The organism is Stenotrophomonas sp. (genome assembly GCF_032103445.1).
Classification (GTDB): domain Bacteria; phylum Pseudomonadota; class Gammaproteobacteria; order Xanthomonadales; family Xanthomonadaceae; genus Stenotrophomonas.
Genome location: NZ_DAMDFR010000011.1, coordinates 54,332 through 80,104, shown reverse-complemented (window position 1 = coordinate 80,104; position 25,773 = coordinate 54,332). Strand labels below are relative to the sequence as shown.

At 65.6% G+C, this 25,773-nt stretch carries 21 protein-coding genes, 1 pseudogene and 1 riboswitch; of the genes and pseudogenes, 8 read left to right on the top strand and 14 right to left on the bottom strand.

The genetic code is table 11. The annotated features are described in order from the left end of the window. Positions 1-610 precede the first annotated feature (610 nt). Both RT551_RS06430 and RT551_RS06425 read right to left on the bottom strand, forming a co-directional pair. Positions 611-3,088 (bottom strand): acyl-CoA dehydrogenase, encoded by a 2,478-nt coding sequence (locus tag RT551_RS06430; RefSeq protein ID WP_313456638.1) that lies wholly within the window; start codon positions 3,086-3,088, stop codon positions 611-613. Further along, a complete protein-coding gene (locus RT551_RS06425; protein WP_313456635.1) occupies positions 3,085-4,005 on the bottom strand; it encodes an alpha/beta hydrolase in 921 nt (306 codons plus the stop codon). Before RT551_RS06425 ends, RT551_RS06430 begins: the two co-directional genes overlap by 4 nt. Before the next feature lie 143 nt (positions 4,006-4,148). On the opposite strand from RT551_RS06425, the gene RT551_RS06420 reads away from it, so the two are divergent. Continuing rightward, entirely contained in the window at positions 4,149-4,751 is a 603-nt protein-coding gene (locus tag RT551_RS06420) for a TetR/AcrR family transcriptional regulator (protein ID WP_125357883.1), read from the top strand. Between the two features lie 140 nt (positions 4,752-4,891). On the opposite strand, the gene RT551_RS06415 is transcribed toward RT551_RS06420, so the two are convergent. From RT551_RS06415 to RT551_RS06405, 3 genes are all read right to left on the bottom strand, one after another. Then, positions 4,892-7,654 carry a TonB-dependent receptor gene (locus RT551_RS06415; protein ID WP_313456632.1) on the bottom strand — a complete coding sequence of 921 codons (2,763 nt, stop codon included), beginning with the start codon at positions 7,652-7,654 and terminating at the stop codon, positions 4,892-4,894. A gap of 347 nt (positions 7,655-8,001) precedes the next feature. Then, positions 8,002-8,865 carry a hypothetical protein gene (locus tag RT551_RS06410; protein ID WP_311192269.1) on the bottom strand — a complete coding sequence of 288 codons (864 nt, stop codon included), beginning with the start codon at positions 8,863-8,865 and terminating at the stop codon, positions 8,002-8,004. Positions 8,866-8,998: 133 nt separating this feature from the next. Then, positions 8,999-9,895 (bottom strand): Hsp33 family molecular chaperone HslO, encoded by an 897-nt coding sequence (locus RT551_RS06405; protein ID WP_313456628.1) that lies wholly within the window; start codon positions 9,893-9,895, stop codon positions 8,999-9,001. 83 nt (positions 9,896-9,978) lie between these two features. Here RT551_RS06405 and mtgA point away from each other — a divergent pair, with 83 nt between their 5' ends. The 3 genes from mtgA to RT551_RS06390 are packed head-to-tail and all read left to right on the top strand — an operon-like array spanning position 9,979 to position 12,142. Beyond that, positions 9,979-10,728 (top strand): monofunctional biosynthetic peptidoglycan transglycosylase, encoded by a 750-nt coding sequence (gene mtgA, locus RT551_RS06400; RefSeq protein WP_313456626.1) that lies wholly within the window; start codon positions 9,979-9,981, stop codon positions 10,726-10,728. A 3-nt stretch (positions 10,729-10,731) separates the two neighbouring features. Next, entirely contained in the window at positions 10,732-11,751 is a 1,020-nt protein-coding gene (locus tag RT551_RS06395; protein ID WP_313456623.1) for a glycosyltransferase family 2 protein, read from the top strand. Next, complete coding sequence (locus RT551_RS06390; RefSeq protein WP_313456622.1) at positions 11,711-12,142, top strand: CBS domain-containing protein; 432 nt, start codon at positions 11,711-11,713, stop codon at positions 12,140-12,142. Before RT551_RS06395 ends, RT551_RS06390 begins: the two co-directional genes overlap by 41 nt. A 92-nt stretch (positions 12,143-12,234) precedes the next feature. On the opposite strand, the pseudogene RT551_RS06385 reads toward RT551_RS06390, so the two are convergent. The 4 genes and pseudogenes from RT551_RS06385 to RT551_RS06370 form a co-directional block, all read right to left on the bottom strand. Next, positions 12,235-13,866, bottom strand: a pseudogene (locus RT551_RS06385) (AsmA family protein); the annotation flags it as partial. 202 nt (positions 13,867-14,068) lie between these two features. Further along, positions 14,069-14,701 (bottom strand): hemolysin III family protein, encoded by a 633-nt coding sequence (locus RT551_RS06380; protein ID WP_311192262.1) that lies wholly within the window; start codon positions 14,699-14,701, stop codon positions 14,069-14,071. A 59-nt stretch (positions 14,702-14,760) separates the two neighbouring features. After that, positions 14,761-16,365 carry a peptide chain release factor 3 gene (locus RT551_RS06375; RefSeq protein ID WP_313456618.1) on the bottom strand — a complete coding sequence of 535 codons (1,605 nt, stop codon included), beginning with the start codon at positions 16,363-16,365 and terminating at the stop codon, positions 14,761-14,763. Between the two features lie 62 nt (positions 16,366-16,427). After that, positions 16,428-17,303: a M23 family metallopeptidase gene (locus RT551_RS06370; protein WP_313456616.1), complete on the bottom strand. Its 876-nt coding sequence runs from the start codon at positions 17,301-17,303 to the stop codon at positions 16,428-16,430. A 145-nt stretch (positions 17,304-17,448) separates the two neighbouring features. Then, a riboswitch (SAM riboswitch) is annotated at positions 17,449-17,569 on the top strand. Between the two features lie 78 nt (positions 17,570-17,647). Here RT551_RS06370 and RT551_RS06365 point away from each other — a divergent pair. Genes RT551_RS06365 through RT551_RS06355 form a run of 3 tightly spaced genes read left to right on the top strand, consistent with a single transcriptional unit; the run spans position 17,648 to position 20,981 of the window. Then, positions 17,648-18,676: a homoserine O-succinyltransferase gene (locus RT551_RS06365; protein ID WP_313456613.1), complete on the top strand. Its 1,029-nt coding sequence runs from the start codon at positions 17,648-17,650 to the stop codon at positions 18,674-18,676. After that, positions 18,673-19,917 (top strand): O-succinylhomoserine (thiol)-lyase, encoded by a 1,245-nt coding sequence (locus RT551_RS06360; protein WP_313456612.1) that lies wholly within the window; start codon positions 18,673-18,675, stop codon positions 19,915-19,917. The genes RT551_RS06365 and RT551_RS06360 overlap by 4 nt, the downstream gene beginning before the upstream one ends. Next, positions 19,914-20,981: a homoserine dehydrogenase gene (locus RT551_RS06355; RefSeq protein ID WP_313456609.1), complete on the top strand. Its 1,068-nt coding sequence runs from the start codon at positions 19,914-19,916 to the stop codon at positions 20,979-20,981. The genes RT551_RS06360 and RT551_RS06355 overlap by 4 nt, the downstream gene beginning before the upstream one ends. Positions 20,982-21,011: 30 nt before the next feature. On the opposite strand, the gene RT551_RS06350 is transcribed toward RT551_RS06355, so the two are convergent. Further along, positions 21,012-22,010 carry an alpha/beta hydrolase gene (locus RT551_RS06350; protein WP_313456607.1) on the bottom strand — a complete coding sequence of 333 codons (999 nt, stop codon included), beginning with the start codon at positions 22,008-22,010 and terminating at the stop codon, positions 21,012-21,014. 82 nt (positions 22,011-22,092) lie between these two features. Beyond that, positions 22,093-23,475: an L-serine ammonia-lyase gene (locus tag RT551_RS06345; protein ID WP_313456604.1), complete on the bottom strand. Its 1,383-nt coding sequence runs from the start codon at positions 23,473-23,475 to the stop codon at positions 22,093-22,095. 97 nt (positions 23,476-23,572) lie between these two features. Here RT551_RS06345 and RT551_RS06340 point away from each other — a divergent pair, with 97 nt between their 5' ends. After that, positions 23,573-23,794, top strand: a complete 222-nt coding sequence (locus RT551_RS06340) for a glutaredoxin family protein (RefSeq protein WP_313456602.1) — start codon at positions 23,573-23,575, stop codon at positions 23,792-23,794. Between the two features lie 42 nt (positions 23,795-23,836). Here the strand turns inward: RT551_RS06340 and RT551_RS06335 are convergent, their stop codons facing one another. Genes RT551_RS06335 through RT551_RS06325 form a run of 3 tightly spaced genes read right to left on the bottom strand, consistent with a single transcriptional unit; the run spans position 23,837 to position 25,667 of the window. Then, entirely contained in the window at positions 23,837-24,409 is a 573-nt protein-coding gene (locus RT551_RS06335) for a YceI family protein (RefSeq protein ID WP_313456600.1), read from the bottom strand. A 2-nt stretch (positions 24,410-24,411) separates the two neighbouring features. Next, positions 24,412-24,984, bottom strand: coding sequence for a cytochrome b (locus RT551_RS06330; RefSeq protein ID WP_313456597.1), 573 nt, complete (start codon positions 24,982-24,984; stop codon positions 24,412-24,414). Then, positions 24,981-25,667, bottom strand: a complete 687-nt coding sequence (locus RT551_RS06325) for a YceI family protein (RefSeq protein WP_313456596.1) — start codon at positions 25,665-25,667, stop codon at positions 24,981-24,983. Before RT551_RS06325 ends, RT551_RS06330 begins: the two co-directional genes overlap by 4 nt. Positions 25,668-25,773: the final 106 nt, after the last annotated feature.

Below are 25,773 nucleotides of genomic sequence, written 5' to 3'. Positions count from 1 at the left end.
TTGCGCTGTGTCCTGGGGCCGGGCTTCGCCCGGCTGCTGTTGGATTTTGGCGAACAGCCCTCGGCTGCTGATATACGTGCTTGGGGCCATCGGATGGGGGGTACGGGACACGCCGTTAACCCATCCATGGGGGCTCGTCGAAAACATCCATGTTTTCAACGGTCCCGTACCCCCCATCCGATGGCCCCTCGATACATGGTCGGTGGCCATGGGAAATGCCAGATCAACGGCAACGTTGATCTGGGGTCATGCGTTACCGATTGTTGAGGATTTCACGGCGATCGTCTGTCGACCGATCCCACCGGGGCTACGTGCTTTTGATTTCCCTTGGCCACCGACGCACTGTCGATGGCCAAGGGATGGGCTGGAGGGGGCGTGAGCCGCATGGATGCGGCGATCGAGCTTACATGGACGTACTTGCAGCGTCCCCCGGAACGCCCGTCCCGAGCCGCCAAACCAGATAACCGATGGCCACCGGCTGTTCGCCAAAATCCAACCGCAGCCGGGCAACGCCCGGCGACACGGATCGTCAGCGATCAAGTGGTACTGCGCGCGCATAAAAAAACGGCGGACCGAAGTCCGCCGTTCTCATGAAACTCTCAACCGCGCATCACGCCGCCTGCGACTGCGGGTCCTTGCCCTGGCGGTCGTAGTAGGTGGCCGAACGCAGCTCGTGCGGATCGAAGTCGTCCACGGTGATCGTGTCCAGGGTCAGCGTGCGCAGCTCTTCCAGCAGCGTGCGCTCGTCCTGGCTGATCACGCCTTCGGCCACGGCTTCGTCCAGCTGCGAGGCGAAGTCCAGCGCTTCGATGCCCTTGGTCTTCAGTGCCTTCAGGAACTTGCGCTCCACCGGCTCGGCCATGATCGCCTTGGCCAGGTAGCTGTTGATGCGGCCACCCGGGTTGTTTTCGCACGGGGTCAGGAACACACCACTGGCCAGACGGTCGCGGGCTTCGCCCGGGGCCATCAGCAGCGCGGCGACGCGACGGCTCAGGCGGTCGCCCGGGGCTTCGGCGCGGCGACCGAACGGGAAGATCAGCGCCCACATCAGCCAGCCGATCGGACGGATCGGGAAGTTGCGCAGGGCCGCCGACAGCGACTCTTCGATCTTGTGCACGCTGTCGTGGAACGCCCAGGCCAGCAGCGGCTGGTCGGCCGTCGGCGCGCCTTCGTCGTGGTAGCGCTTGAGCATCGCGCTGGTCATGTAGATGTGGCTCAGCACATCGCCCAGGCGACCGGACAGCGATTCCTTGAACTTCAGCTTGCCGCCCAGCGTCATCATCGAGATGTCCGCCATCAGCGCCAGGTTGGCCGAGTAGCGGTCCAGCTTGCGGAAGTAACGGCGGGTGTAGGCGTCACCCGGAGCGGCACCGAAGCGCGCGCCGGTCAGGCCGAACCAGAACGAACGCACCGCGTTGGAGATGCCGAAGCGGATGTGGCCGAACAGGCTGCGGTCGAACGCCTGCAGACCGGCACGGGTGTCCGGGTCCTGCGCCGCCTTCATTTCCTGCAGCACCCACGGGTGGCAGAGGATCGCACCCTGGCCGAAGATCAGCAGGCTGCGGGTCATGATGTTGGCACCTTCCACGGTGATCGCGATCGGCGCGGCCTGCCAGCTGCGGCCGGCGAAGTTGCGCGGCCCCAGGATGATGCCCTTGCCGCCGATCACGTCCATCACGTCCGAGATCACTTCACGGCTCATGTTGGTGCAGTGGTACTTGGCAATCGCCGACGGCACCGACGGCACGTCGCCACGGTCCACCGCCGCGGCGGTGGCCTGCGACAGCGCGCTGATCTTGTACGCCTTGCCGCCGATGCGGGCCAGCGCTTCTTCCACACCCTCGAAGCGGCCGACCGACAGGCCGAACTGCTTGCGGATGCGGGCGTAGGCACCGGTAACCACCGCGCCGGCCTTGGCACCGCCACTGGCAGTGGAGGGCAGGGTGATCGAGCGGCCCACGGCCAGACACTCGTTGAGCATGTTCCAGCCCTTGCCGGCCATCTCCGCGCCACCGATCAGCTGGGTCAGCGGAATGAAGATGTCCTTGCCGCGGATCGGACCGTTCTGGAAGGTCGAGTTCAGCGGGAAGTGGCGACGGCCGATTTCCACACCGGCGGTATCGCGCGGCAGCAGGCCGAGGGTGATGCCGATGTCGCGGGTGTTGCCGATCAGGCCATCCGGATCGTACATGCGGAAGGCCATGCCGATCAGCGTCGCCACCGGGGCCAGGGTGATGTAGCGCTTGTCGAAGGTCAGCTTGACGCCCAGCACCTGCTCGCCGTTCCACTCGCCCTTGCAGACGATGCCGTAGTCGGGAATCGAGGTGGCGTCGGAACCGGCAAACGGGCCGGTCAGACCGAAGCAGGGCACTTCGCGGCCATCTGCCAGACGCGGCAGGTACAGGTCCTTCTGCGCCTGGGTGCCGTAATGCACCAGCAGTTCGCCCGGACCCAGCGAGTTCGGCACGCCGACAGTGGAGCTGACCACGCTCGACACCGACGCCAGCTTCTGGATCACCTTGTGGTGAGCCAGCGCGCTGAAGCCCAGACCGCCGTATTCCTTCGGAATGATCATGCCGAAGAACTTGTTCTTCTTGATGTAGCTCCACAGCTCCGGCGGCAGGTCGGCGTGGACGTGGGTGATTTCCCAGTCGTTGACCATCTTGCACAGCTCTTCCACCGGGCCATCCAGGAAGGCCTGTTCTTCAGCGGTGAGCTGCGGCTTGGGGTAGTTGAGCAGCTTGTTCCAGTCCGGGTCGCCGGTGAACAGCTCGCCCTCGAAACCCACCGAACCGGTTTCCAGCGCGATGCGCTCGGTCTGCGACAGCGGCGGCAGCACCTTGCGGAACACCTTCATCATCGGGCCGGTCAACAGCGGCTTGCGGATGAACGGCAGCAGCAGGGGCACGGCGATGACCGCCACAATCGCCGCCGCCACAATCGTCGCGGTCTGGCTGACGTAGGGAATGAACCAGCACGCGGCCAGCAGCGCAAGGCTGAGCAGCGCCCAGGTGATCAGGCGCATCCGGTGATAGGCGACGAAGGCGCCTGCCAGCAGGATGGCAAGGAAGGGAATGACAAGGCTCATGAGCGTGCTCCGGTGACGTGCTCGGTTGCGGCGGACAGTGCGACGGCGGAGGCCGAGGGCAACACGTCCAGATAGTCCAACACAGTAGCGGTAAAGGCATTGTTGTCATCGCCGGCGACCATGTGCGTGGCCTCCGGCAGCTGCACGTGCCGTGCATGTGGCACCAAGGCCAGGAATTCGGCCACCGTTTGCGGGGTGACCAGGTTGCTGCGCCCGCCGCTGACCAGCAGCACCGGGCATTTCACCTGACGCGCCGCTTCGGCGAGCGCGTCCTGGTGCTGTTCGCTGTCGCGGGCCAGTTCGGCCACCAGGCGCGGGTCCCAATGCCAGCGCCAGCGGCCGTGACCGTCCTCGCGCAGCAGGGCGCGCAGCGAGGATTCGGACTTGCGTGGGCGATGCGGCATGTAGGCGGAAATCACGTCGGCGGCCTGCGCCAGTGATTCAAAGCCGTGCGGATGCGCGGTCATGAAGGCCAGAATGCGCTCCACGCCGGCCGTGTCCCAGCGTGGTGTGATATCCACCAGCACCATCGCCGAGAACAGGCCCGGCCAGCGCGCTTCTGCGAGCAGGCCGAACAGGCCGCCCATCGACGCGGCGACCAGAATCGGCGGCTGCGGCTGCTCGCCGGCCAGCACGATCAGGTCATCGGCAAACTGCTCGCCGTGATAGGGCAGGTCGTCGGCATTCCAGTCCGAGTCGCCGTGACCACGGGCGTCGTAGGCCAGGGTCTGGTAGCCGGCGGCGGCCAGCACTTGTGCGGTGGCCGTCCAGGCATGCCGGGTCTGGCCAAAACCATGCGCGAACAACACGGTGCCGCGACGGCCCGGGCCGGACCGGCTGACCCCCAGCAGGCTGTCGTGCGCGGCGGTGACGCGCGCATCGGTGAAGTCGGTTGATGTAATGACGGGCGTTACCATACTCGCTAGTATGGACCTGCCATCCGGCAAGTCAATACCCATCGGTATGGTGGTCGTGAAGGCCCGCCCCATCGGGGTCTTCGCGGTCAACCGATCTGTCAATTCCACACAAACCGACCTCGGCGTATGGTTAAATCATCAGCATGAATGAACCTGAAGCTTCCGCCGGCGAGCCCCGTGCCGGCCGCAACAGCCGCCTGAGTGCGGAGGACTGGGCCCAGGCGGCTCTGGATCTGATCGCTGAACAAGGCGTAGGCGCGGTGGCGGTAGAACCGCTGGCCCGTCGTCTGGGAGTGACCAAGGGCAGTTTCTACTGGCATTTCCCCTCGCGCGATGCGTTGCTGCAGGCCGCGCTGGAACGCTGGGAGCTGTTCGAGCAGGAGCAGGTATTCGGCAGCCTGGAAGATGTCCCCGATCCGCGCGCGCGTCTGCGCCAGCTGTTCCAGGTGGTGGCGCACGAAGTGCAGCCGCACATCATCTACAGCGAACTGCTGAAGGCACTGGACCACCCGATGGTGCGGCCGGTCATCGACCGTGTTTCGCACCGTCGTCTTGAGTATCTGGTGGCTTCGTTCCGCCAGGCGGGCTTGAGCCGCACCGATGCGCAGCACCGCGCGCGCCTGGCCTATGCCGCGTATGTGGGCTTCCTGCAGCTGTCGCTGCAGTTGCAGCAGCCCAAGCAGGCGCGCGAGGATTTCGAAGCGTATGTGGAGCACGTGATCGAGACGTTGATCCCGATCGGTTGAGTGTGAGCAGATGCCCTGAAAAGGCCGCGGAAACGCGGCCTTTTTCGTGTCTGCAGATCCGGCGCGCCACCGCAGCGCGCACAAAAAACAACGGCCCCTTTCGGGGCCGTTGCTGTATCAGGTGCTGATCAGTGGATCGATCAGAACTTCTGCTTGTACTGCATGTAGTAGTAACGGCCCGGCAGGTCGTACTGCGGGTCGAACATGTTGTACGCCACCTGGTAGGAAACCGGCGGCTGCTTGTCCCACACGTTGTTCAGACCCACCATGACGGTGCCGTTCCACGGGGTGTTGTAGCGGAACTGGACGTCGTGATAGGTGGTCGCACCGATGTGATTCTTGTCGTTCTCCGGATCGGAGCAGTAGCCGCTCAGCGCGCCGCCCAGGCCGCACTCTTCGGTCATGCCCGACTTGTAGCGCAGGCCGTAGTTGACACCGAAGTCACCGAAGGACCAGTCGACGTACAAGTTCGAACGGATGCGCCAGTACGGATCCTGGTTCAGGTAGTCACCCTGCAGGCCTTCCGCCTGACCATCGGCGGTCGCCTTGGTTTCCCACTTGCTCAGGTAGGTGCTGTCCCAGTTGATCGTGAACTGACCGAACGAGGTTTCCGGCAGACGGTACAGCAGGCCCAGATCCCAGCCTTCCACCTTGTAGGAGGACAGGTTCTGCAGCGGCATGTTCACGTTGACGATGGTGTAGTTTTCTTCGTCAGCGCCGAAGTTCGGATCACGCGTGATCAGGCCGCAGTAGATCGCCTGCTGCTGCGCGGTGCCCTGGTAGCAACGGTCCAGGATGTCACCGATCGACGGACGGGTGATCGCATCTTCGATTTCGATCTGCCACCAGTCCAGGGTGATGTTCAGGCCCTGGGCGAAGCTCGGGCTGAACACAAAGCCCAGCGTCTTGCTGGTCGAGGTTTCCGGCTTCAGGTCCGGATTGGCCTGCCACGTGAACGGCTCGACGGTCTGGATGGCACCGGCGTCACCGTCGGTGTTCGGCTGCACGAAACCAATCGGCACGCCTTCCGCCGCACACTGTGCAGCCACCGACGGGATGCCGCGCAGGCCGTTGGGAACCGCACACGGATCGGCGTATGTTTCGAACGAATCGGCATCACCGCGGTACAGGTCGTTGATGCTCGGCGCGCGGAAGCCTTCCGAGTAGTTACCACGGATCATCAGGTCGTCGATCGGCTTCCAGCGGAACCCGAACTTGTTGTTGGTGGTGTTGCCGAAGTTGCTGTACTTCGAGTAGCGGCTTGCGACGCTGAAGTCGAGCAGCTTGGCACCCGGCAGATCAGCCAACACCGGGATCGACAGTTCCGCGTAGACCTCGTCCAGGTCGTACGAACCTGCGGTCGGGCTGGCACCGTTACCCGTGCTCAGGCCTGCAGCAATGAAGGCGTCCGGGTCGAACTGGCCGCTTTCCTTGCGGTACTCGTAGCCCACCGCGAAGCCCAGTGCACCGGCCGGCAGTTCAGCGATGGTGCCGGACAGGTTGGCGTAGTAGCCCTTCGAGATCTGGGTGTTGGAGTCGTGCGCAGTGAAGGTGGTGTAGTCCAGCGCCGCCTGCGAGATCGAGCCCAGGCCGCCCAGCGGGTTGATCGGCGCACAGCCCGGAATGATCGCGCCGGACGCATCGAAGCACACTGCGGCACCGGTCACCGGGTCGATGCCCGACGGACCGTAGGCCTCTTCCAGGCGAGCCAGGTTCAGCAGGCCGTACGTCAGGTCGTTCTGATCGGTCTTGTCGTAACGGTAGCCGACATCCCAGTCGAAGCTGCGGCCAGCGAACTCGAAGAAGCCTTCGAAGCCACCGTAGAAGTGCCAGTTCTTGACGTTCTGGTTGAACGAGCGACCGCCGGTTTCATTGAAACGACGGTTCACGCCGGTCAGCTCAACCCCATACGGGTTGTACATGCTGGCGGCGCTGAGGTCCATGCCGGTGACCGGCATGGCAGCCAGCAGCTGCTCGGACTTGCGCTCGTTGTACATCGCTTCCGTGCGGAAGGTGATGTTGTCGGTGAGGTTGTACGAACCCGACGCGAACAGAGAGGTACGTTCCTGCGGGGTCAGCAGGTAGTTGTCCGGGGCGGTGTTGTAGCCGTGGACGTTGCTGACGAACGGGGTCTGCACGCCGTTGATGTCGACGTAGCGACGGCCACCCAGCAGGTAGGAGCCCGGGATGCCGGTGCCGCTCTGGCCGCTGAAGAACGGCGGGCCGCCGGCGGAGATCTTGCGATCGCCGGCCATGACTTCCTGTTCCTTCACGTACGACGCGCCGATCATGATCGACGCGCGGTCGGTGGTGGTGCCCAGGGTGAAGTCATAGGCTTCGCGCTCGCCGTCGCCCTGGCTGTACTGGCCCTTGTAGAAATTGGCCTCAGCACCGTCGAAGTCACGCTTGGTGATGATGTTGACCACGCCGGCGATGGCGTCCGAACCGTAGATGGTCGATGCGCCGTCCTTCAGGACGTCGATGCGCTCGATCATGGCGACCGGGATGGTGTTCAGGTCGACGCTGCCGTCCAGACCGGTGGTCCAACGACGGCCGTTGACCAGCACCAGGGTACGCTGGGCACCCAGGTTACGCAGGCTGATGCCGGAGGAGCCGTCACCGCCGTTGTTGAAGGTGCGGTTCAGGGCGGCACCGTTGGCGGCGACGCGCTGCAGGATGTCGGCGACCGAGGTCACGCCCTGCTTGTCGATGTCCGCGCGGGTCAGGCTCAGCACCGGCTGCGAGGTTTCGATGTCGGTGCTCTTGATGCGCGAACCGGTAACCGAGATGCGATCCAGGTTGGTCGTCTCGGCGGCTTCCTGAGCCTGGGCGGCGCCCATGCCCGCACCGACGACCAGAGCCGCCAGCACTGCATCACGCAGCTTGTTGGACTTAAAGTTCATTGCTCTCTCTCTCCAAGGGAATCTTGGGTATTCACTGGGGTGTGTGCCTTAAGGCGGTGCCAAACGGAGCACCAAAGACCACAAGGCTGACTCGATACTAACTCCCACTTCGCAAGAATTAAAGTAGTGTTAATGAAGTCTGTGATCTATGTGAAATTCGGCAAAGTCCTTGTGGATCAAGGCGTTTGCGACAGCTGCATGGACTTATGTTAAAAAAACGTTATGAAAATAGTTGCGACTGATGTGTAACGGTTTGTATCCGTCAACCAGCGACGTTACGCACGCGCAAACAAAAAGCGCGCCGGAGGCGCGCTTTCGATTGAAGCCAGATAGGACCGGGTCGCCGGTCAGAGATCCTGCTCGTACCGGACGTACGGCACGGTGCCTTCGTCATTACTCTCGTTGCGTGGCGCGAACGGGTTCTTGCCGCGGGTGATGACATTCTCGGCACCCACGGTGAGCTGGCCGCTCCACGGGGTGCGCCAGGTCAGGCCCAGGCCCAGGCCTTCCCACTTGCCGGGCTGGCCGGGCACGTCGACCACGCGGCCGATGATGTTGCCGCTGAAGTTGCCGTAGCCGGCCCCCAGGGTGAGGCTCTTGCTGTCCCAGCGGTCCACCAGGGCAGGCGAGACATCCGACAACGGCACCAGACGTGCCTTGGCGTAGGTGCCGCCGATCGACACGAAGCCTTCGCGGCCAATGTTCTTCTGGCCGAACACGGTCAGATCGTTCTGTTCGGCACGCAGTGCGGGCGACTTGTTCGGGCCGGCCAGCCAGGCCGGCAGGCTTTCACGGCCGGTGCCGGCGGTGATGCCGAGGCGGCCGCCGGGGCGGTTGAAGGCGGCCGTGCCGGTGACGCGGCGGCTGAGCGGGCTGTCTTCGTCGTCATCGCCCAGGCTGGCCAGCATGCAATGGCTGGCCAGGCTGCTCATGCTGGCCCCGCCGCCACTGCTGCTGCACAGCAGACCCAGCGAATCGCCCGACGACAGGCCGAATGCCGCATCGAGCGAGCTGCGCCCGAAGTGCCAGCGCGCGCCTGCGGCCTGTTCACCGGTCGGCTCCAGGTACAGCAGGGCCTCGACCTTGCCACTGCCCTTGTTCCACACCGGCAGCACCGTGCTGTCAGCACGGGCCTTGGACTGCGCATACGCGCCCGGGATCGCGGCAAGGGCGATCATCAGGGCCAGCGGTAGACGCAGGAGGGCACGCATGGGACTTCTCAGACAGCAGGGGTGAGCACAAGTTCCCGACAATGCGGGAACCTGATCCTAGGGTGTTTATGATTTCTTAACAAGTGTTCGTTGACAAGTCTTGGTTCTCCCCAGAACAAAACTCGTACGGCGGTTACTGAAGCCGTTCAGGAGCCGGAGAGGCAACCCCGGCGTCATGGAACATTATGTCCAACTCCGTCAACGAAAAGTGATACTCCCGTCCGCAAAATTCGCATCGGATCTCCACGGCACCGGTCGGCTCGGCTGCGGCCCGGGCCTCTTCCTCGCCCAGCGACTGCAGCATGCCTTCCACCCGCTCCCGTGAGCAGGAGCAGGCAAAGCGCAGCGGGCGCTCGCCCAGCAGCTCCGGCTTTTCCTCGTGGAACAGCCGATGCAGCAGGGTCTGGGCCTGGGTGTCCAGCAGTTCCTGCTTGCCCAAGGTCTCGAACAGGGCGCTGGCGCGGTCCCAGCCATCGGCATCGCCTTCATCGCCCGGCAGCTTCTGCAGCAGCAGGCCGGCCGCGCGGCTGCCATCGGCAGCCAGCAGCAGCCGGGTCGGCAGCTGTTCGGACTGACGGAAGTAGTCCTCAAAGGCTTCGTCCAGCGCGGCGGCATCCAGCCCGACCAGGCTCTGGTAACGCTGCGGCTCACGCGGATCCAGACCGGGATTTTCGATGGTGATGGCCAGCAGCGCGTCCGCGCCCAGCGCGGTCAGATCCCGCGATACCTCGCCGCCGCCCTCGGCCAGCTGCACCACACCACGCAGGGTGCCGGCGGCCGTGCACTCGGCGAACAGGGTGCGCAGCGCGGTGCTGCTGCGCAGCTGGATGGACAGGCGCCCGTCGACCTTGGTGTGGCCGGTGAACAACGCGGCCGCCACGCTGGCTTCGCCCAGCAGTTCGGTGGCCGCCGGCGGATAGCTGGCCGGGGCCTGGATCTCCTGCCAGGCGGCGTCCAGCTGGACGTGCACGCCGCGCACGCCGGCGTCGGGAAGCAGGAAGCGGGTGAGGGAGTCGGTCTGGGCAGTCATCAGGTCGTGGGCAGGCTTATATAAAAGGAGGCAGGTTGCCGGATAATGCGCCGACAACCGTGTAAGCAGAGGATGCACCAGTAATGGGGGCAGAGCGTAGCAACCACAAGGCCGACACCGGCCTGGAATCCCCGCGTCCGCGCCGCTGGCGCTGGAAGCTGCTGCTGTGGCTGCCGCTGCTGTTCGTGGCCGGCAGCGTGCTGCAGGTGGCGGTGCTGCGCTTTGTCGATCCGCCGCTGTCCACGGTGATGCTGTGGCGCTATGGCGAGGCGCTGGGGGAGGGTGACTGGAGCTATCGCCTGCATTACCAGTGGCGCGATCTGGATCAGATGGCCTCCAGCCTGCCGATCTCACTGGTGGCGGCCGAAGACCAGCGCTTCCCCCAGCACAACGGCTTTGACCTGAAGGCCATCGAGAAGGCGCGTGACCACAATGCGCGCGGCGGGCGCCTGCGCGGGGCCAGCACGATCAGCCAGCAGGTGGCCAAGAACCTGTTCCTGTGGCAGGGCCGCAGCTGGGTGCGCAAGGGGCTGGAGGTCTGGTACACGCTGCTGATAGAGACGCTGTGGCCGAAATCGCGGATTCTGGAGATGTACGCCAACATCGCCGAGTTCGGCGACGGCATCTACGGAGCCCAGGCCGCTGCGCGCCAGTACTGGAACAAGGACGCCGCGCGGCTGACGCCGGCGGAAAGCGCGCGGCTGGCGGCGGTGCTGCCGGCCCCGCGCCGTTACAGTGCGGCCAAGCCGGGGCCGTATGTGCAGCGCCGCGCGGCCTGGATCCAGCGCCAGGCCCGGCAGCTGGGTGGAGCCGGTTATCTGGGCGAGGACTGACGCATGCCGAACGAACGCCTGACCCTGGTCATTGCCGCACATAACGAAGCGCAGGCGCTGCCGCTGCTGCATCCACGCCTGCGCGCGGTGCTCGATGCGCTGCCGGATCTGGAATGCAGGGTGCTGTACGTCGACGACGGCAGCACCGACGACACCTGGCAGGTCATGCAGGGCCTGGCGGCCGACGATGCGTCGGTCGGGCTGCTGCGGCTGTCGCGCAACTTCGGCAAGGAGGCGGCGGTGACCGCGGGCCTGGATTTCGTGGATGCTGGCGCGGTGATGCTGCTCGATGCCGATGGCCAGGACCCGCCGGAACTGATTCCCGAGTTCGTGGCGTTGTGGCGTCAGGGCTACGACAACATCTACGGCACTCGGCTGGAGCGTGATGGAGAGAGCTGGTTCCGCCGGACCACGGCGGCAGCGTTCTACCGGGTGGTACGGCGGCTGTCGAAAACGCCGATCCCGGCCGACACCGGCGACTTCCGGCTGTTGTCGCCGCGCGCGGTGAAGGCGCTCGGTCAGCTGCGTGAACGCCACCGGTTCATGAAGGGGCTGTTCGGCTGGGTGGGCTTCCGGCGCAAGGCGCTGCCCTACCACCGCCATGCCCGCATGGTGGGCAGCAGCAAGTTCGGGTTCTGGAAGCTGTGGAATTTTGCCCTGGAGGGGATCACCAGCTTTTCCACCGCGCCTTTGCGGGCCGCGACCTACCTGGGTCTGGCCACGGCCAGTTTCGCTTTCGTGTTCGGCATGTGGGTGATCATCAAGGCGGCGGTGTACGGCGACCGGGTCGCGGGCTATCCGACCATGATGTCGGTGATCCTGTTCCTGGGCGGGGTGCAGCTGATCGCGCTGGGTCTGATTGGCGAGTATCTGGGAAGGCTGTACGAGGAGTCCAAACAGCGGCCGCTGTATCTGGTTGACACCTGGCATGCACCGTCCGTGGCAGACTCGGCCCTGCATCCCATTGCTGGAGGGCAGACAGATGACCACGGTACGGCAGCTGTTGGAAGGCAAGTCTCCTGAGGTATTCGAGGTCCGCCCGGACGCGGCGGTGATCGACGCGATCCGGCTGATGGCGGAAAAAGGCATCGGTGCGGTGCTGGTGATGGACCAGGGCCATCTGGTCGGGATCCTGTCCGAGCGCGACTATGCACGCAAGATCGTGCTGCATGAGCGCTCTTCGCGAAACACGCAGGTCCGCGACATCATGACCGCGCAGGTGATCACCGTTGCGCCCGCGCAGCAGGTTGAACACTGCCTGCAGCTGGTGACCGACCATCGCATCCGTCACCTGCCGGTGGTGGACGAAAGCGGTGTGATCGGCGTCATTTCCATCGGCGATCTGGTCAAGTCGGTGATCGACGACCAGGCGCAGAAGCTGGATCAGCTGCAGCAGTACATCGTCACTGGTTGACGCCGGTAGTGACACGCCATGCATGTCATCGCGGTCCCGAACGTGGCATTGATTGACACGCATGGCGTGTCACTACGCGTTTCGTCGCCGGATCATTTCGCGTAGCGACCCCCGCAGTTGCTGTCCTTGCCCGGGCCCGTCTCGATGGTCGCCAGCAGGGCGGCTGGCGGGGTGATGCTGGCCAGCGTAAGTGCAATTGCACCGCGCACACCCAGCGCCTTGAAGTCGGGGCGGAACGACGGATCCTTGAACGTTCCGCCAATGCGCAGCGGCGAACGCAGCGCGAGGATGCTGATGTCCTTGGGGCGCGGCCGCAGCAGCAGATCCAGCTGTTCCTGTTTCAGATCCACCGTGCCTTCGCCCAAGATCAACGTGTCCTCGGTATCGAAGGCCAGCGCCGTGGAGGTCATCACGCCGCGCGCCACCCCGAAATCGCCCCACGCGCAGCGCAGCGGAATCTGCTTGTCGCCGGTGAACAGGAACTTCAGCGACTCGGCCACGTCCAGCCCGGCCAGTTCCATGATCAGGTTGCCGATGTGGCCGCGGCCCATGCCCACCGCCACGGTGCCGTCGGAACTGCCCAGCATCGTGGCCACCGAGTTGCCTTGACCGCGCAGGTCGATATCGCCGCTGATCCCGCCCGAAGCCTGCTCGGCCAGTTTTGCATCCGGGAACAACTTGCCCAGCTGCACCTTGCGGATGCTGGCCTGCAGGCGGGTGTCGATGGTGTCCTTGCGCGCGTCCAGCCGGATGTTGCTGCGGATGTCGCCGCCGGCCACGCCGAAGTTCAACGGCTGCAGCTGCAGCAGGCCGGCTTCCAGGGTCAGGTGAGCATCCATGTCGTCCAGCGGCAGCGAGGGTGCATTGATGCGCTGCGCCTTCCAGCGTACGTCCGCGTCCATCGCGCGCAGCTTGGTCAGGTTGTATGGCGTGTCGGGCAGGACGCGTGTGCTGGCCTTCAGCTCAGCGGCCTCGGCCTTCTGCTCGGCATTGGCCGACTCGCCGCTGCCGGTCTTCGGCGGCGCGCCGACGAAGCCGGCCAGGTCATCGAAGTCCAGGCGCTTGGAGACCAGCTCGGCCTTCAGGAATGGGCGTTCACGGCCCACTTCGATCTGCGCCGTACCGCCGAGGTCGCTGTCGCCCGCCGTGCCGGTGAAGTTCTCGTAACGCCACACGTCGTTGTTGCGCTTCAGGCGGCCCTTCAGCTTGTAGGGCGGTGTTGACGGAATCGCCAGCCCGACCAGCGGATACAGGTCTTCCATGTCCTGGCCACTGAGCATGAAGTCCAGATCAAAGGTGCGCAGCGCGAACGGATTGGTCAGCGTGCCGCTGGCGATGGCATGAGTCGCGCCAGCGCGCCCGTCCAGGTGGATGCGGAACGGATGGTCGCTGTTGCTCAATTCCAGCGGTGATTCCGTGTTGCCGTCCAGCGTGAACGGATTGCCCTGCCAGCGGCCTTTACCCTTCACCAGCAGGGGCGGTGCGCTGTCGGCGTTCTTCGGCTTGCCGCTGTTCAAGGCCACCAGAATGTCGGTCTTTCCTGCGGCATCCAGAAACTGCAGGCGGCCGTCGTCGATCAGCAGGCGCTGCAGAACCGGCGGCTTACCGTCACTGGGACCCAGGAAATCCCAGTTGCCCGGCTGGTCCTTGCGTGGTGCGGTTTCCAGCAGCAGGTCCGGTCGGGTCATGCGGATTTCCGGAATCAACACGTGGCCGCGCAGGAGAGCACAATCATCGCCATCGTCCTGCGCACGTAACAATTCGTAGGTACCACGCCATGCGTGGTACCCGCGCGCAGCGCGGCACAAGCGTCCGAAGCCGCACGAAAACGGCGTCAATCAACCGGTCCGACGTTTAGAGCCAACCGAAGACGTGTGTCAGGCGTTCATGACGCCCGAACGAAGAGCAGCCACGCAGGGCGTGGCTCTACAGAACCTGGGCGGTCACCGCCACAAAATGGCAAACGCTCCCGCCGATGACGAAAAGGTGCCAAATAGCATGCGAATAAGGAATCGACTCGCGGTGATAGAAATACGTCCCCAAGGTGTATGACAACCCACCCGCAAACAACCAACCCAGCGTCCAGCCATCCATCGACGCCCACATCGGCTTGATCGCCACCACCACCAACCAGCCCATCGCGATGTAGATCGCCGTGGACAGCAGCTTGAAACGGCCGGTATAGAACAGCTTGAAGATCACCCCGAACACCGCCAGCGCCCAGATCGCGCTGAACAGACCCCAGCCCCACGGACCACGCAGGCCGATCAGGGTGAACGGGGTATAGGTGCCGGCGATCAGCAGGTAGATCGCACAATGGTCGAACACCTTCAGCCGGCCTTTGGCGACCGGGTGCTGGATCGCGTGGTACAGCGTGGAGGCGGTGTACAGCAGGAGCAGGGCAATGCCGAACACAATGGCGCTGGCCAGCTGCCAGCCGTCGCCGTAGATGGCGGCCAGGGTGATCAGGACGGCGCTGCCGGCCAGCGCGGCCACCGCGCCCAGACCGTGGGTCAGGGCGCTGGCGATTTCTTCTCGGACGGAAGCAACGGTAGTCATGTGCGATGCGATCCGCGGGGAGGGGGATCCCGCTCCCCCCTATCATCGCACGGCGGTGCTCAGCCGACCGAAATGCTGTGCGCCGCCTCGCGGGTGGCGGCGAAACGCACGTCCGGTGCGCGTTCCTGGGCCAGCTGCAGGTTGACCCGGGTCGGAGCGAGGTAGACCAGATGGCCCGCTGCGTCGATGCCCAGGTTGTTGGCATTCTTTTCGCGGAACTCTTCCAGCTTCTTCTCGTTGTCGCAGGTCACCCAGCGTGCAGTGGTCACGCTGACCGGCTCGAACACGGCTTCCACGCCGTATTCGTCCTTCAGGCGGTAGGCGGCCACGTCGAACTGCAGCACGCCCACGGCACCCAGAATGAGGTCATTGCTCATCAACGGGCGGAAGAACTGGGTGGCCCCTTCCTCCGAGAGCTGGGCCAGGCCCTTCTGCAGCTGTTTGAGCTTGAGCGGGTCGCGCAGGCGCGCGCGGCGGAACAGTTCCGGGGCGAAGTTGGGGATGCCGGTGAAGCTGACCGGCTCGCCTTCGGTGAAGGTGTCGCCGATGGAGATCGTGCCGTGGTTGTGAATGCCGATCACGTCGCCCGGCCAGGCTTCCGCCGCGATTTCACGGTCGCTGGCCATGAAGGTCAGCGCGTTGGCCAGCTTCATTTCCTTGCCGGTGCGTACGTGGAAGGTCTTCATGCCGGCGGTGAATCGCCCCGAGCACACGCGCATGAAAGCAACCCGGTCGCGGTGCTGCGGATCCATGTTGGCCTGGATCTTGAACACGAAGCCGGTCAGCTTGTTTTCCTGCGGAGCGATTTCGCGGCCGGTGGTGGCACGTGCCTGCGGCGACGGCGCGTGCTCGACGAAGAAGTCCAGCAACGGTTGCACGCCGAAGTTGTTCACGCCCGATCCGAAGAACACCGGGGTCTGCTTGCCGGCCAGGTAGGCCTCCAGGTCGAAGGCGTGGCTGGCGCCCTTCACCAGGTCCAGCTCATCACGCAGCTCGGCCAGCATCTGTTCGCCGATTTTCTCGGCCAGCCCGGGCGAGTCGATCGACGGGAAGATGGTCGAGTCCTGGCGGGTGAAGTTGCGGCCCTGTTCGTACAGGTGCACTTCGCCGCTGATCAGATGCACCACACCCTTCAGGCGCTGGCCCATGCCGATCGGCCAGGTCACCGGTGCGCACTGGATGCCCAGCACGCTCTCGACCTCGTCGAGCAGGTCGATCGGTTCCTTGCCCTCGCGGTCGAGCTTGTTGATGAAGGTCATGATCGGGGTGTCGCGCAGGCGGCACACTTCCATCAGCTTGATGGTGCGTTCTTCCACGCCCTTGGCCACGTCGATGACCATCAGCGCCGAGTCCACCGCGGTCAGCACGCGGTAGGTGTCCTCACCGAAGTCGGCGTGGCCGGGGGTATCGAGCAGGTTGACGATCTTGCCTTCGTACGGGAACTGCATCACCGAGGAGGTGACCGAAATGCCGCGTTCCTTTTCCAGCGCCATCCAGTCGGAGGTGGCGTGGCGCGCAGCCTTGCGGCCCTTGACCGAGCCGGCCATCTGGATCGCGCCCCCGAACAGCAGCAGCTTTTCGGTCAGCGTGGTCTTGCCGGCGTCAGGGTGGGAAATGATGGCGAAGGTGCGGCGGCGCGCAGCTTCGGTAGCGACTTCGGACATGGCGTGGCGCGCCCGCCCGGGGCGCTTTTCAGAGAGATAAGCGCCTGATTATACCTGAGCGCTCAAGGGCTTGCGGCGGGCCCGGTGGGGCCGTCTTCACGTGCGAAGTGCAGCTCGCCCCGGTCGGTGACGATGCGCACCGGTACCGACTGCAACTGCATGCCGGTATTGGCCTGGACCACGAAGTGAAGGTGGGGTGCCGTGCTGTAGCCGGTATTGCCGGACAGTCCGATGCGCTGGCCGGTCTCGACCTGCTGGCCACTGCGCACCAGCACGCCATTTGCGCGCAGGTGGGCATAGACCGCCATGCTGCCGTCTTCGTGCAGGATCCGGATGAAATTGGCGCGTTGACGGTCACGCAGCGGGTCGGTGCCGTTTCCGGTGAAGTTGCCCTGCACCTGCATCACCTTCCCGCGGCGCGCGGCCAGCACCGGGGTGCCTTCGGGCAGGGCGAAATCGATCGCATCGCGGTTTTCCGGGTCGCTGTGGCTGTAGCGGCCCTGCGGAGCCTGGGTGACCTGGAAGCGGGTGGAAATGAAGGGCAGGGCATAGGCCACGTCCTGCGGGCGGGCTGCCGGATCGCCCGGAATGGCTTCCAGCCGGACGTTCAGCCGCTGGGCCTGCGCCGGCAACGGCAGCTGCGCCACCACCACCCGGGCAGCCGGCTGCAGCACGGCCTGCACCGGGAGGCCCGGCAGCAGCGCGGCGCCCACGTCCTGGCTCAGGGTGATCTGCACCGGCCCGGCCAGGTGGTTGTCCACGCGCGCCTGCCAGCGCTCGCCGCTGCTTTCCAGCTGAACCGAGGCGATGCCGCCGGCGGCCTGCTGGGGCCTTGGGTCGGGGCCGCGTGTCAGCCCCCAGCCTGAACGCCAGTCCGGAGAGGACGCCGCGCTGGCTAACAACGGGCAGAGCAGCAGCGGCAGCAGGGTCCAGCGCATGTTCGGTGATCCGGTGAGTGTGGGCGGACTCTACGCAACCGGACGGGTTCAGGAAAGGCTCGCCAGGGCGGCTTATGCGAAAAAAATATATCGCTTCATCCAGATGAAGGGATTGACAGGCCGGTTCGACGCTGGCATCGTGGCTCCACCATCGAGACCGGCAGAGGGACAGGCCCTTTGAAGCCGGGGCAGCCCGCAGCGTGCGCAAGCACCCTGCGTAGGTGCCAAATCCTGCGGGGACCGTGGCGTCCACCGAAAGATGGTTCGAATCGTGCGCTGTGCGCGCACTTCGAACGCGAGCTCCGCGAAAGCTCGATGGCCGTTTTCCTCTCCGGGATACCGCCATGACGTTCGCCACTGCAGCCGCCGTTTCTGAATCCTTCGTTCCGTTGAGCGTGCCGGTTGATGCCGGGCGGGCCGCCGTGCGCGGCGAGTTCGCCACGGTGCTGACGCTGCGCCATGCCGGCGCGCGCCCGGTCCGCCTGCGCTACGAACTGGTTGGCCGCGCAGACGCCCCAGTGGTGGTGCTGGCCGGCGGGATCTCCGCGCACCGCCACGTTGCCGCCAACGCCGAGTTCGGCGAGAAGGGCTGGGCCGAAGGGCTGGTGGCCGCGGGACGTGCGCTCGATCCAGCGTTGCTGCGCATCCTGGCATTCGACTTTCTCGGTGCTGACGGTGCGCTGGACGTGCCGATCGACACCGCCGACCAGGCCGACGCGCTGGCCGTGCTGCTGGACCACCTCGGGATCGACCGCCTGCACGGATTCGTCGGCTACTCCTACGGTGCCCTGGTGGGACAGCAGTTTGCGATCCGCCACCGCACGCGCGTGACCCGTCTGGTGGCGGTCAGTGGCGCGCATCGTCCGCACCCCTATGCGGCGGCCTGGCGCGCGCTGCAGCGCCGCGCGGTTGCGCTGGGTCAACTGCAGTGCGCGGAAAGTCATGGCCTCAGCCTGGCGCGTCAGTTCGCCATGCTCAGCTACCGCACGCCGGAAGAATTCGGTGAACGCTTCGATGCCGCACCGGAAGTCGTCAACGGCCGGGTCCGTGTCGCCGCCGAAGATTATCTGGATGCCGCTGGCGCGCAGTACGTCGGCCGCACGCCGGTGGAAGCCTACCTGCGTCTTTCTGAATCCATCGATCTGCACCGGGTCGACCCTGCCGCGATCAGCGTGCCCACGGTGGTGGTCGCCGTGGAGGGCGATCGCCTGGTGCCGCTGGCCGACCTGGTCGGACTGGTCGAAGGGCTGGGCCCGTTCGGCAGCCTGCGCGTCCTGCGCTCGCCTTATGGCCACGACGCCTTCCTCAAAGAAACCGATCGCATCGACGCGATCCTTGCCAACGCATTTCGCACCCCGGGAGAAAACGCATGAGCCTGTCCGCCGGTTCCGAGCCGAACTGTAGCCGTGTCACCGCCGCCGTGCGCGCCGGTATCGACCGTGATACCGCCTACGGCGCGGTGACCCCACCGATCGTGCTGTCGTCGAACTTCAGCTTCGATGGCTTCGGCAACAAGCGCCAGTACGACTACACGCGCAGTGGCAACCCCACCCGCGACCTGCTCGGCGAAGCGCTGGCCGAGCTCGAAGGCGGGGCGGGGGGCGTGATCACCTCCACCGGCATGGGTGCGATCAATCTGGTGCTCAATGCCCTGCTGCAGCCCGGCGACACCCTGGTGGTGCCGCACGACGCTTACGGTGGCAGCTGGCGTCTGTTCAACGCGCTGGCGAAGAAGGGGCACTTCACCCTGGTAACTGCAGACCTGACCGATCCGCGCTCGCTCGCCGAAGCGCTGGCGCAGTCGCCGACCCTGGTGCTGGTGGAAACCCCGTCCAATCCGCTGCTGCGCATCACCGACCTGCGCTTTGTCATCGACGCCGCGCATCGGGCGGGTGCCAAAGTGGTGGTGGACAACACCTTCCTGTCGCCGGGGCTGCAGCAGCCCATTGCGTTCGGTGCCGACCTCGTTCTGCACTCCACCACCAAGTACATCAATGGCCACAGCGATGTGGTCGGCGGCGCGGTGGTGGCGCGTGATCCTCAGCTGCACGAGCAGCTGGTGTGGTGGGCCAATGCGTTGGGCCTGACCGGCTCGCCGTTTGACGCGTTCCTGACCCTGCGCGGGCTGCGGACCCTGGGGGCGCGCCTGCGCGTGCACCAGGAAAACACGGCCGCCATTGTCGAGCTGCTGGCGACCAGCGACGCGGTGGCCCAGGTCTACTATCCGGGCCTGGCCGATCACCCGGGCCACGCCATTGCAGCACGCCAGCAGAGTGGATTCGGCGCGATGCTCTCGTTCGAACTGGCGTCCTGTCCGGGCGATGATCCGCACGCCGCTGTGCGTGCCTTTGTTGACGGCCTGCGCTGTTTCACCCTGGCCGAATCACTGGGGGGCGTGGAAAGCCTGGTGGCGCACCCCGCGACCATGACCCATGCCGCCATGACGCCTGAAGCCCGCGCGCATGCGGGTATCAGCGAAGGACTGCTGCGCCTGTCGGTGGGCATCGAGGACGCGCAGGACCTGGTGACCGACCTGCAGGCCGGACTGGCCCGCGCGCAGGCGGTGATCGATGCGCAGTCGCGCGCCGCGCTGCGCAAACAGGTGGACGCATGAGCGCGGTCGTGCCGTTGCTGCGCGAACAGCCCCGGCGTCTGGCCTTGCTGGGTACCGGCACGGTGGGCAGTGCATTCGTGCAGCGCTATCAGGCATTGCAGTCGCGCGGCGTGGCCTTGCCGCGGTTCTCCTGGCTGGCCAATTCGCGCACCAGCTTCCGCTGTAGTGCCGAACCCGTGCTGGAGCTGGAGCAGGCCAACCGCGCCGCGCGCACGGCACCTGCGCTGCAGCCCTGGGCCGAGGCGGAAGGCCTGCAACGCGGCGACGTGGTGGTCGATGCCACGGCCAGCGATGACGTCGCCAACTGGCACGAGCAGTGGTTGGCGCGGGGGGTGCACGTGGTGACCGCCAACAAGCTCGGGCAGGGCACGCACTGGTCGCGTGCCGAGGCGATTGCTGAAAGTGGCACGCAGGGCGGTGCCCGCTACGGCGACAGCGCCACGGTCGGCGCGGCGCTGCCCCTGCTCAGCAGCCTGCGCGCGCTGGTGGCCGGCGGCGATCACATCCATCGGGTGGAAGGCGTGCTGTCCGGCTCACTGGCCTGGCTGTTCCATCACTACGACGGGCAGCGTCCGTTCTCGGCGTGGGTGGGCGATGCGCTCAGTGCCGGCTACACCGAACCGGACCCGCGCGTGGACCTGTCGGGTGAGGATGTTCGCCGCAAACTGCTGATCCTGGCACGCGCCAGCGGCATCGCGCTGCGCAGCGAGCAGGTCCAGGTCACCTCGCTGGTGCCGGACGCGCTCGTGGGCCTGCCATTGGAAAGTGCCTTGGCGCAGCTGTCCCTGCTCGACGCACCCATTCAACAGCAGTGGCGTCAGGCCCGGCTGGAAGGCGGCTGCCTGCGCTTCATCGGCGGCTTTGACCATGACGGCGCGCGGGTCGGGCTGCGCATTGTGCCGCAGGATCATCCGCTGGCCGGCGGCGCACAGACCGACAACCGGGTCGCCATCCACAGCGACCGCTACAACGCCCAGCCGTTGTTGATCCAGGGTCCGGGTGCGGGTGCCGAGGTGACGGCCGCCGCGCTGCTGGACGACGTGCTGTCCATCACCCGCACGTAGAGCCACGCCCTGCGTGGCTCTACATCGGCGTCATTTCCCTGCAGCCAGCGCCTTCAGCAGAGCGGCGTTGAATTGCGCCGGGTCCTGCACCTGCGGCGAATGCCCGAGCTCTTCGAAGGTCACCAGGGTCGCGCCGGGAATCGCCGCGGCGGCGGCCTTGCCCAGCGCGGGATAGTCGCCCAGCGTGGCCTTCAGCGCCGCCGGAGCCAGGTCTCGACCGATGGCGGTGCGGTCCTTCTGCCCGATGAACAGCGTGGTCGGCACACGCAGGTTCGGCAGCTCGTAGACCACTGGCTGGTTGAACACCATGTCCGACGTCAGCGCCTGGCTCCAGGCCACGGCCTGCTGGCCGGGGCCGGCGTACATGCCGGACTGCATCAGGGCCCAGTGCTCATACTCCGGCTTCCATTCGCCGCCGTAGTACACCTCCAGCTGATACTTCTTGATGGAATCGAAGTTCGTCTTCAGTTCATTGGCATACCAGGCGTCCACGCTGCGCCACGGCACGCCCTTGGCCTTCCAGTCTTCCAGTCCGATCGGGTTGACCAGCGCCAGCTGACGCAGCTGCTGCGGATACTGCAGTGCGAAGCGCGTGGCCAGCATGCCGCCCATCGAATGGCCGACCAGGTCCACCTTGGTTCCGTCCAGTTTCAGGTAGGCCAGCAGGGCCTGGGTATTGGCGGCCAGCTGACCGAATGAATACTGGTAGCGCAGCGGTTTGCTGGATTTGCAGAACCCGATCTGGTCCGGCGCGATCACCCGGTAACCGGCCGCGCTCAGCGCGGTGATCGCTTCTTTCCAGGTGCCGGCGCAGAAGTTTTTGCCATGCAGCAGCACCACCGTGCCGAGCGGCCGGCCAGTGGCGGGTACATCCAGATACGCCATTTCCAGCGATTGCCGCTGCGAATCGAAGGTAAAGGTCTTGACCGGCCAACCATAGTCGAAGCCCTGCAGGCGGGCATCGTAGGTGGGGGCGGCGAGGGCGGTCAGGGGCAGGCAGGCAAGCAGGGCGGCGGCCAGGATGCGCATGGCGGTCTCCAGGAAAAGATCCCCGAGCATAACCGCGTGAGCCGCATCGTGCCGGACAGTGCCCGGCACGACGTGGGTCAGGTCAGCATTCGATGACGTTGACCGCGAGCCCGCCGCGGCTGGTTTCCTTGTACTTGTCCTGCATGTCGCGGCCGGTGTCGCGCATGGTTTTGATGACCTTGTCCAGCGATACCTTGTGCTTGCCGTCGCCGCGCATGGCCATGCGCGAGGCGTTGATGGCCTTGACCGCGCCCATCGCGTTGCGTTCGATGCACGGAATCTGTACCAGGCCGCCAATCGGGTCGCAGGTCAGGCCGAGGTTGTGTTCCATGCCGATTTCGGCCGCGTTCTCGATCTGGCTGGGGTTGCCGCCCAGTGCCGCGACCAGTCCCCCGGCCGCCATCGAACAGGCCACGCCCACTTCGCCCTGGCAGCCGACCTCGGCACCCGAGATCGAGGCGTTTTCCTTGTACAGGATGCCGATGGCCGCCGAGGTCAGCAGGAAGTCGAACACGCGCTGCTCGTTCGCACCCGGGCAGAACCGGTCGAAGTAATGCAGCACGGCCGGCAGCACACCGGCCGCGCCATTGGTGGGGGCCGTGACCACGCGTCCACCGGCGGCGTTCTCTTCATTCACCGCCAGCGCGTACAGATTGACCCAGTCCAGCGTGGTCAGCGGGTCGCGCATTGCTGCTTCCGGCTTGGACGACAGTTCCCGGTACAGAGCCGGCGCGCGCCGCGACACATGCAGCCCGCCGGGCAGGGTGCCTTCCTGGCGGATGCCCCGGGTCACGCAGGCCTGCATGGCGTTCCAGATCTCGCGCAGCTGCTCGCGGATCTCGTCTTCGCTGCGCCAGCATTTCTCGTTTTCGAACATCAGCTGGGCGATGCTCAGGCCGCTGCGGGCGGTCTGGGCCAGCAGTTCATCGCCACTCCTGAAGGGATAGGGCAGGGGGGTTTCATCGGGCACGATGCGGTCGTCGGCCGCATCGTCCTGGTTGACCACGAAGCCACCGCCGACCGAGTAATAGTCGCGCGTGGCAATGACCTGGTCCTGCGCGTCATACGCCGTGAAGCGCATGCCATTGGTGTGGTAGGGCAGCTTCTGGCGCTTGTTCAGGCCCAGGTCGCGCTTCTCATCAAAGGCGATTTCATGGGTCCCCATCAGCCGGATCCGCTTGGTGGTGCGGATGCGTTCAAGCGTGTCAGGGATGATGTCCGGGTCGATCAGGTTGGGGCGCTGGCCTTCCAGGCCCAGCAGCACGGCCTTGTCAGTGCCGTGCCCGCGCCCGGTGAGCGCCAGCGAGCCGTAGACGTCGGCGCGGATGCGCACCACGTCCTGCAGGCAACCCGGGTCCAGCAGCCAGCGGTGCACGAAGCGCTCGGCGGCCTTCATCGGTCCTACGGTGTGCGAGGAACTCGGGCCAATGCCGATCTTGAAAACGTCGAACGTGCTGACAGCCATGATTGCCAAACTGCGGGTATCGGATGGAGCGCTATTCTATGCTGTCTCCGGCAGCGACCCTGGCTGCGGCGCAACAATTTCAATCACGGGTGGGCCGGTGTTTACCTTGTTCCAGCGCGACGACTGTCATCTGTGCGACCAGGCCCTGGCGGTGCTGGCGCAGGCCCGCGTGGCGGGCCTGGACAGTGTGTTCATCGACGACGATCCCGGCCTGGAGGCCCGTTATGGCAGCCGGGTGCCGGTGCTGCGGGACGGTCAGGGGAGAGAGCTGGACTGGCCGTTCGACGTGCCCGCCGTGACGGCTTGGCTGGCTCCGTAGAGCGGGGCTCTGCCCCGCTTGCCGGCCAGCGGCCGGCACTACCTATTTCGCCTTCAGCGTCACGACGGTGCTGATCGCGGTCTCATCCGGAATGGTCTTGGTATCGGCCCAGTCGCCGCCGCCCACGCCGAAGTCCAGGCGCTTCACGGTCGCCTTGCCCTTCAGTACCGGATTGGCACCGTCCTTCCATTCGAATGTGAAGGTGACCGGTTTTTTCACCCCGCGCAGTTCAAGGGTGCCCTTGGCCACATACGTGTCATCGCCGGTTTTGGTGAATCCCGAAGCGGTATAGCGGGCGGTCGCGAACTTGGCCACGTTGAAGAAATCCGCGCCCTGCAGGGTCGAATCGCGGTCACTGTTGCCGCTGACTGCCCCGGCCAGCGGAATGGTCACGTCAAGCTTGCCTGCGGCCGGGTTGGCCGGGTCGAAGCTGACCGTGGTGGCAAAGCCGGGGAAGCTGCCGGTGAACACTTCACCATCGTATTTGGTGGCAAAGACGAGATTCGAACCGCTGCCCGGCACCTGCACGTAATCGGCGGCCAGCACCGGGGTGGCGGCCATCAGGCCGGCCAGGGCAGCGGCAACCGCCGCGGGAGAGGAGAGCTTGATGGTCATGGTCAGTCCTTCTGGGGGGAGGTGAGCCAACCCTGCGGCAGCATGCGCGCCAGGGTGACATCACGTTGGAAAAAGTGGTGGAACAGCGCCGCACCGGCATGTGCCAGTACAACGGCGATCAGCAGCCAGAAGCCCCATTCGTGGATGGCATGCGAAATGTCGCGGGCCCCCGGGTCTGGCGCGACCAGCTTGGGCACATCGACCAGCCCGAACCAGCGGAACGGCCGCAGGCCGCTGGCCGAGTCATAGATCCAGCCCGACAAGGGCAGCGCGAACATCAGCACGTACAGCAGCCAGTGCGTGACCGAGGCGATGCGCTCCTGCCAGGTGGGCGTGCCCGGTACCGGGGCCGGCGCACCTGCATACAGGCGCCAGCCCAGCCGCAACGCCACCAGGGCCAGCACGGTAATGCCCAGCGATTTGTGCGCGGTGTACACCCAGAAATACTTCGGCGTCTTCGGCAGTTCGCCCATGGTCAGTCCGACGATACCGAGCGTCAGAATGAGCAGGGCGATCAGCCAGTGCAGGCCTTGGCTGACGCCGCCCCAACGGTGGGGTGTGTTCTTCAGGGTCATGGCGTGGGCTTCGTGGTCGGTGGGGTGGGAGACGCATCAGAGTCCTGCGCTGGCGGCGGAGTTCCAGCGTCGCTGTCGGACGGTGTGTCCTGCTCATCGCCCGCGTTGCGGTCGCGCACGGCCTCTGCTTCGATCCGTAGCTCAACGGTGTCGCCGATCATCGACGGCCAGGCGTCCACGCCAAAGGCCTTGCGGCTGAGCGTGGTGGTCGCGGAGAAACCTGCGGTGCGACGGAACGGCGGCATGGGATGGCGTTTGACCGCATTGACGGTAACGGCCAGTTCCACGTCCTGGGTCACCCCGCGCACGGTCAACTGGCCGAACACCCGGGCGTGGCTGGCATCGATGGCCTCCACCCGCGTGGACACAAACCGCGCATCGGGATGGCGGTCGGTATCCAGCAGATTGCCGGCCATCACCGCCTTGTTCCACTTTGCGTCGCCCAGGTCCAGGCGTTGCAACGGTACGCTGACGGTCAGGCGGGCTCCGGTCCAGTCGTCCGGATCAAACAGAAGATGGCCTTCACTGCCGGACACCGTTCCCAGCGCCTGGGAGAATCCTGCATGCTCAACGGCGAACAGCACCCGCGTATGCACCGGGTCCAGACGCCAGGTCTGTGGTGCGGCAAGGGCGGCGATCGGGGCCGCAGCGAGCAGCAGGGCAAGTGTCAGGCGCAAGGGCACGGCGACCTCCGGGATGAACGTGGCCGATCATACGCGCAGCGCCGTGATGGCTGGCAGCACCATGGCTGCAACAGTTCGTGGTGCCACTGCGGCCGCAGCACCGCGT

Excerpts from the sequence above, each read along its gene's own strand:
- RT551_RS06395 (WP_313456623.1), top strand. The coding sequence starts at position 10,732 with ATGCCGAACGAACGCCTGACCCTGGTCATTGCCGCACATAACGAAGCG.
- RT551_RS06350 (WP_313456607.1), bottom strand. The coding sequence starts at position 22,010 with ATGCGCATCCTGGCCGCCGCCCTGCTTGCCTGCCTGCCCCTGACCGCC.
- RT551_RS06420 (WP_125357883.1), top strand. The coding sequence starts at position 4,149 with ATGAATGAACCTGAAGCTTCCGCCGGCGAGCCCCGTGCCGGCCGCAAC.
- RT551_RS06430 (WP_313456638.1), bottom strand. The coding sequence starts at position 3,088 with ATGAGCCTTGTCATTCCCTTCCTTGCCATCCTGCTGGCAGGCGCCTTC.
- RT551_RS06335 (WP_313456600.1), bottom strand. The coding sequence starts at position 24,409 with ATGACCATCAAGCTCTCCTCTCCCGCGGCGGTTGCCGCTGCCCTGGCC.
- RT551_RS06380 (WP_311192262.1), bottom strand. The coding sequence starts at position 14,701 with ATGACTACCGTTGCTTCCGTCCGAGAAGAAATCGCCAGCGCCCTGACC.
- RT551_RS06360 (WP_313456612.1), top strand. The coding sequence starts at position 18,673 with ATGAGCCTGTCCGCCGGTTCCGAGCCGAACTGTAGCCGTGTCACCGCC.
- RT551_RS06415 (WP_313456632.1), bottom strand. The coding sequence starts at position 7,654 with ATGAACTTTAAGTCCAACAAGCTGCGTGATGCAGTGCTGGCGGCTCTG.
- RT551_RS06410 (WP_311192269.1), bottom strand. The coding sequence starts at position 8,865 with ATGCGTGCCCTCCTGCGTCTACCGCTGGCCCTGATGATCGCCCTTGCC.
- RT551_RS06330 (WP_313456597.1), bottom strand. The coding sequence starts at position 24,984 with ATGACCCTGAAGAACACACCCCACCGTTGGGGCGGCGTCAGCCAAGGC.
- RT551_RS06375 (WP_313456618.1), bottom strand. The coding sequence starts at position 16,365 with ATGTCCGAAGTCGCTACCGAAGCTGCGCGCCGCCGCACCTTCGCCATC.
- RT551_RS06425 (WP_313456635.1), bottom strand. The coding sequence starts at position 4,005 with ATGGTAACGCCCGTCATTACATCAACCGACTTCACCGATGCGCGCGTC.
- RT551_RS06355 (WP_313456609.1), top strand. The coding sequence starts at position 19,914 with ATGAGCGCGGTCGTGCCGTTGCTGCGCGAACAGCCCCGGCGTCTGGCC.
- RT551_RS06370 (WP_313456616.1), bottom strand. The coding sequence starts at position 17,303 with ATGCGCTGGACCCTGCTGCCGCTGCTGCTCTGCCCGTTGTTAGCCAGC.
- mtgA (WP_313456626.1), top strand. The coding sequence starts at position 9,979 with ATGGGGGCAGAGCGTAGCAACCACAAGGCCGACACCGGCCTGGAATCC.
- RT551_RS06345 (WP_313456604.1), bottom strand. The coding sequence starts at position 23,475 with ATGGCTGTCAGCACGTTCGACGTTTTCAAGATCGGCATTGGCCCGAGT.
- RT551_RS06405 (WP_313456628.1), bottom strand. The coding sequence starts at position 9,895 with ATGACTGCCCAGACCGACTCCCTCACCCGCTTCCTGCTTCCCGACGCC.
- RT551_RS06365 (WP_313456613.1), top strand. The coding sequence starts at position 17,648 with ATGACGTTCGCCACTGCAGCCGCCGTTTCTGAATCCTTCGTTCCGTTG.
- RT551_RS06390 (WP_313456622.1), top strand. The coding sequence starts at position 11,711 with ATGACCACGGTACGGCAGCTGTTGGAAGGCAAGTCTCCTGAGGTATTC.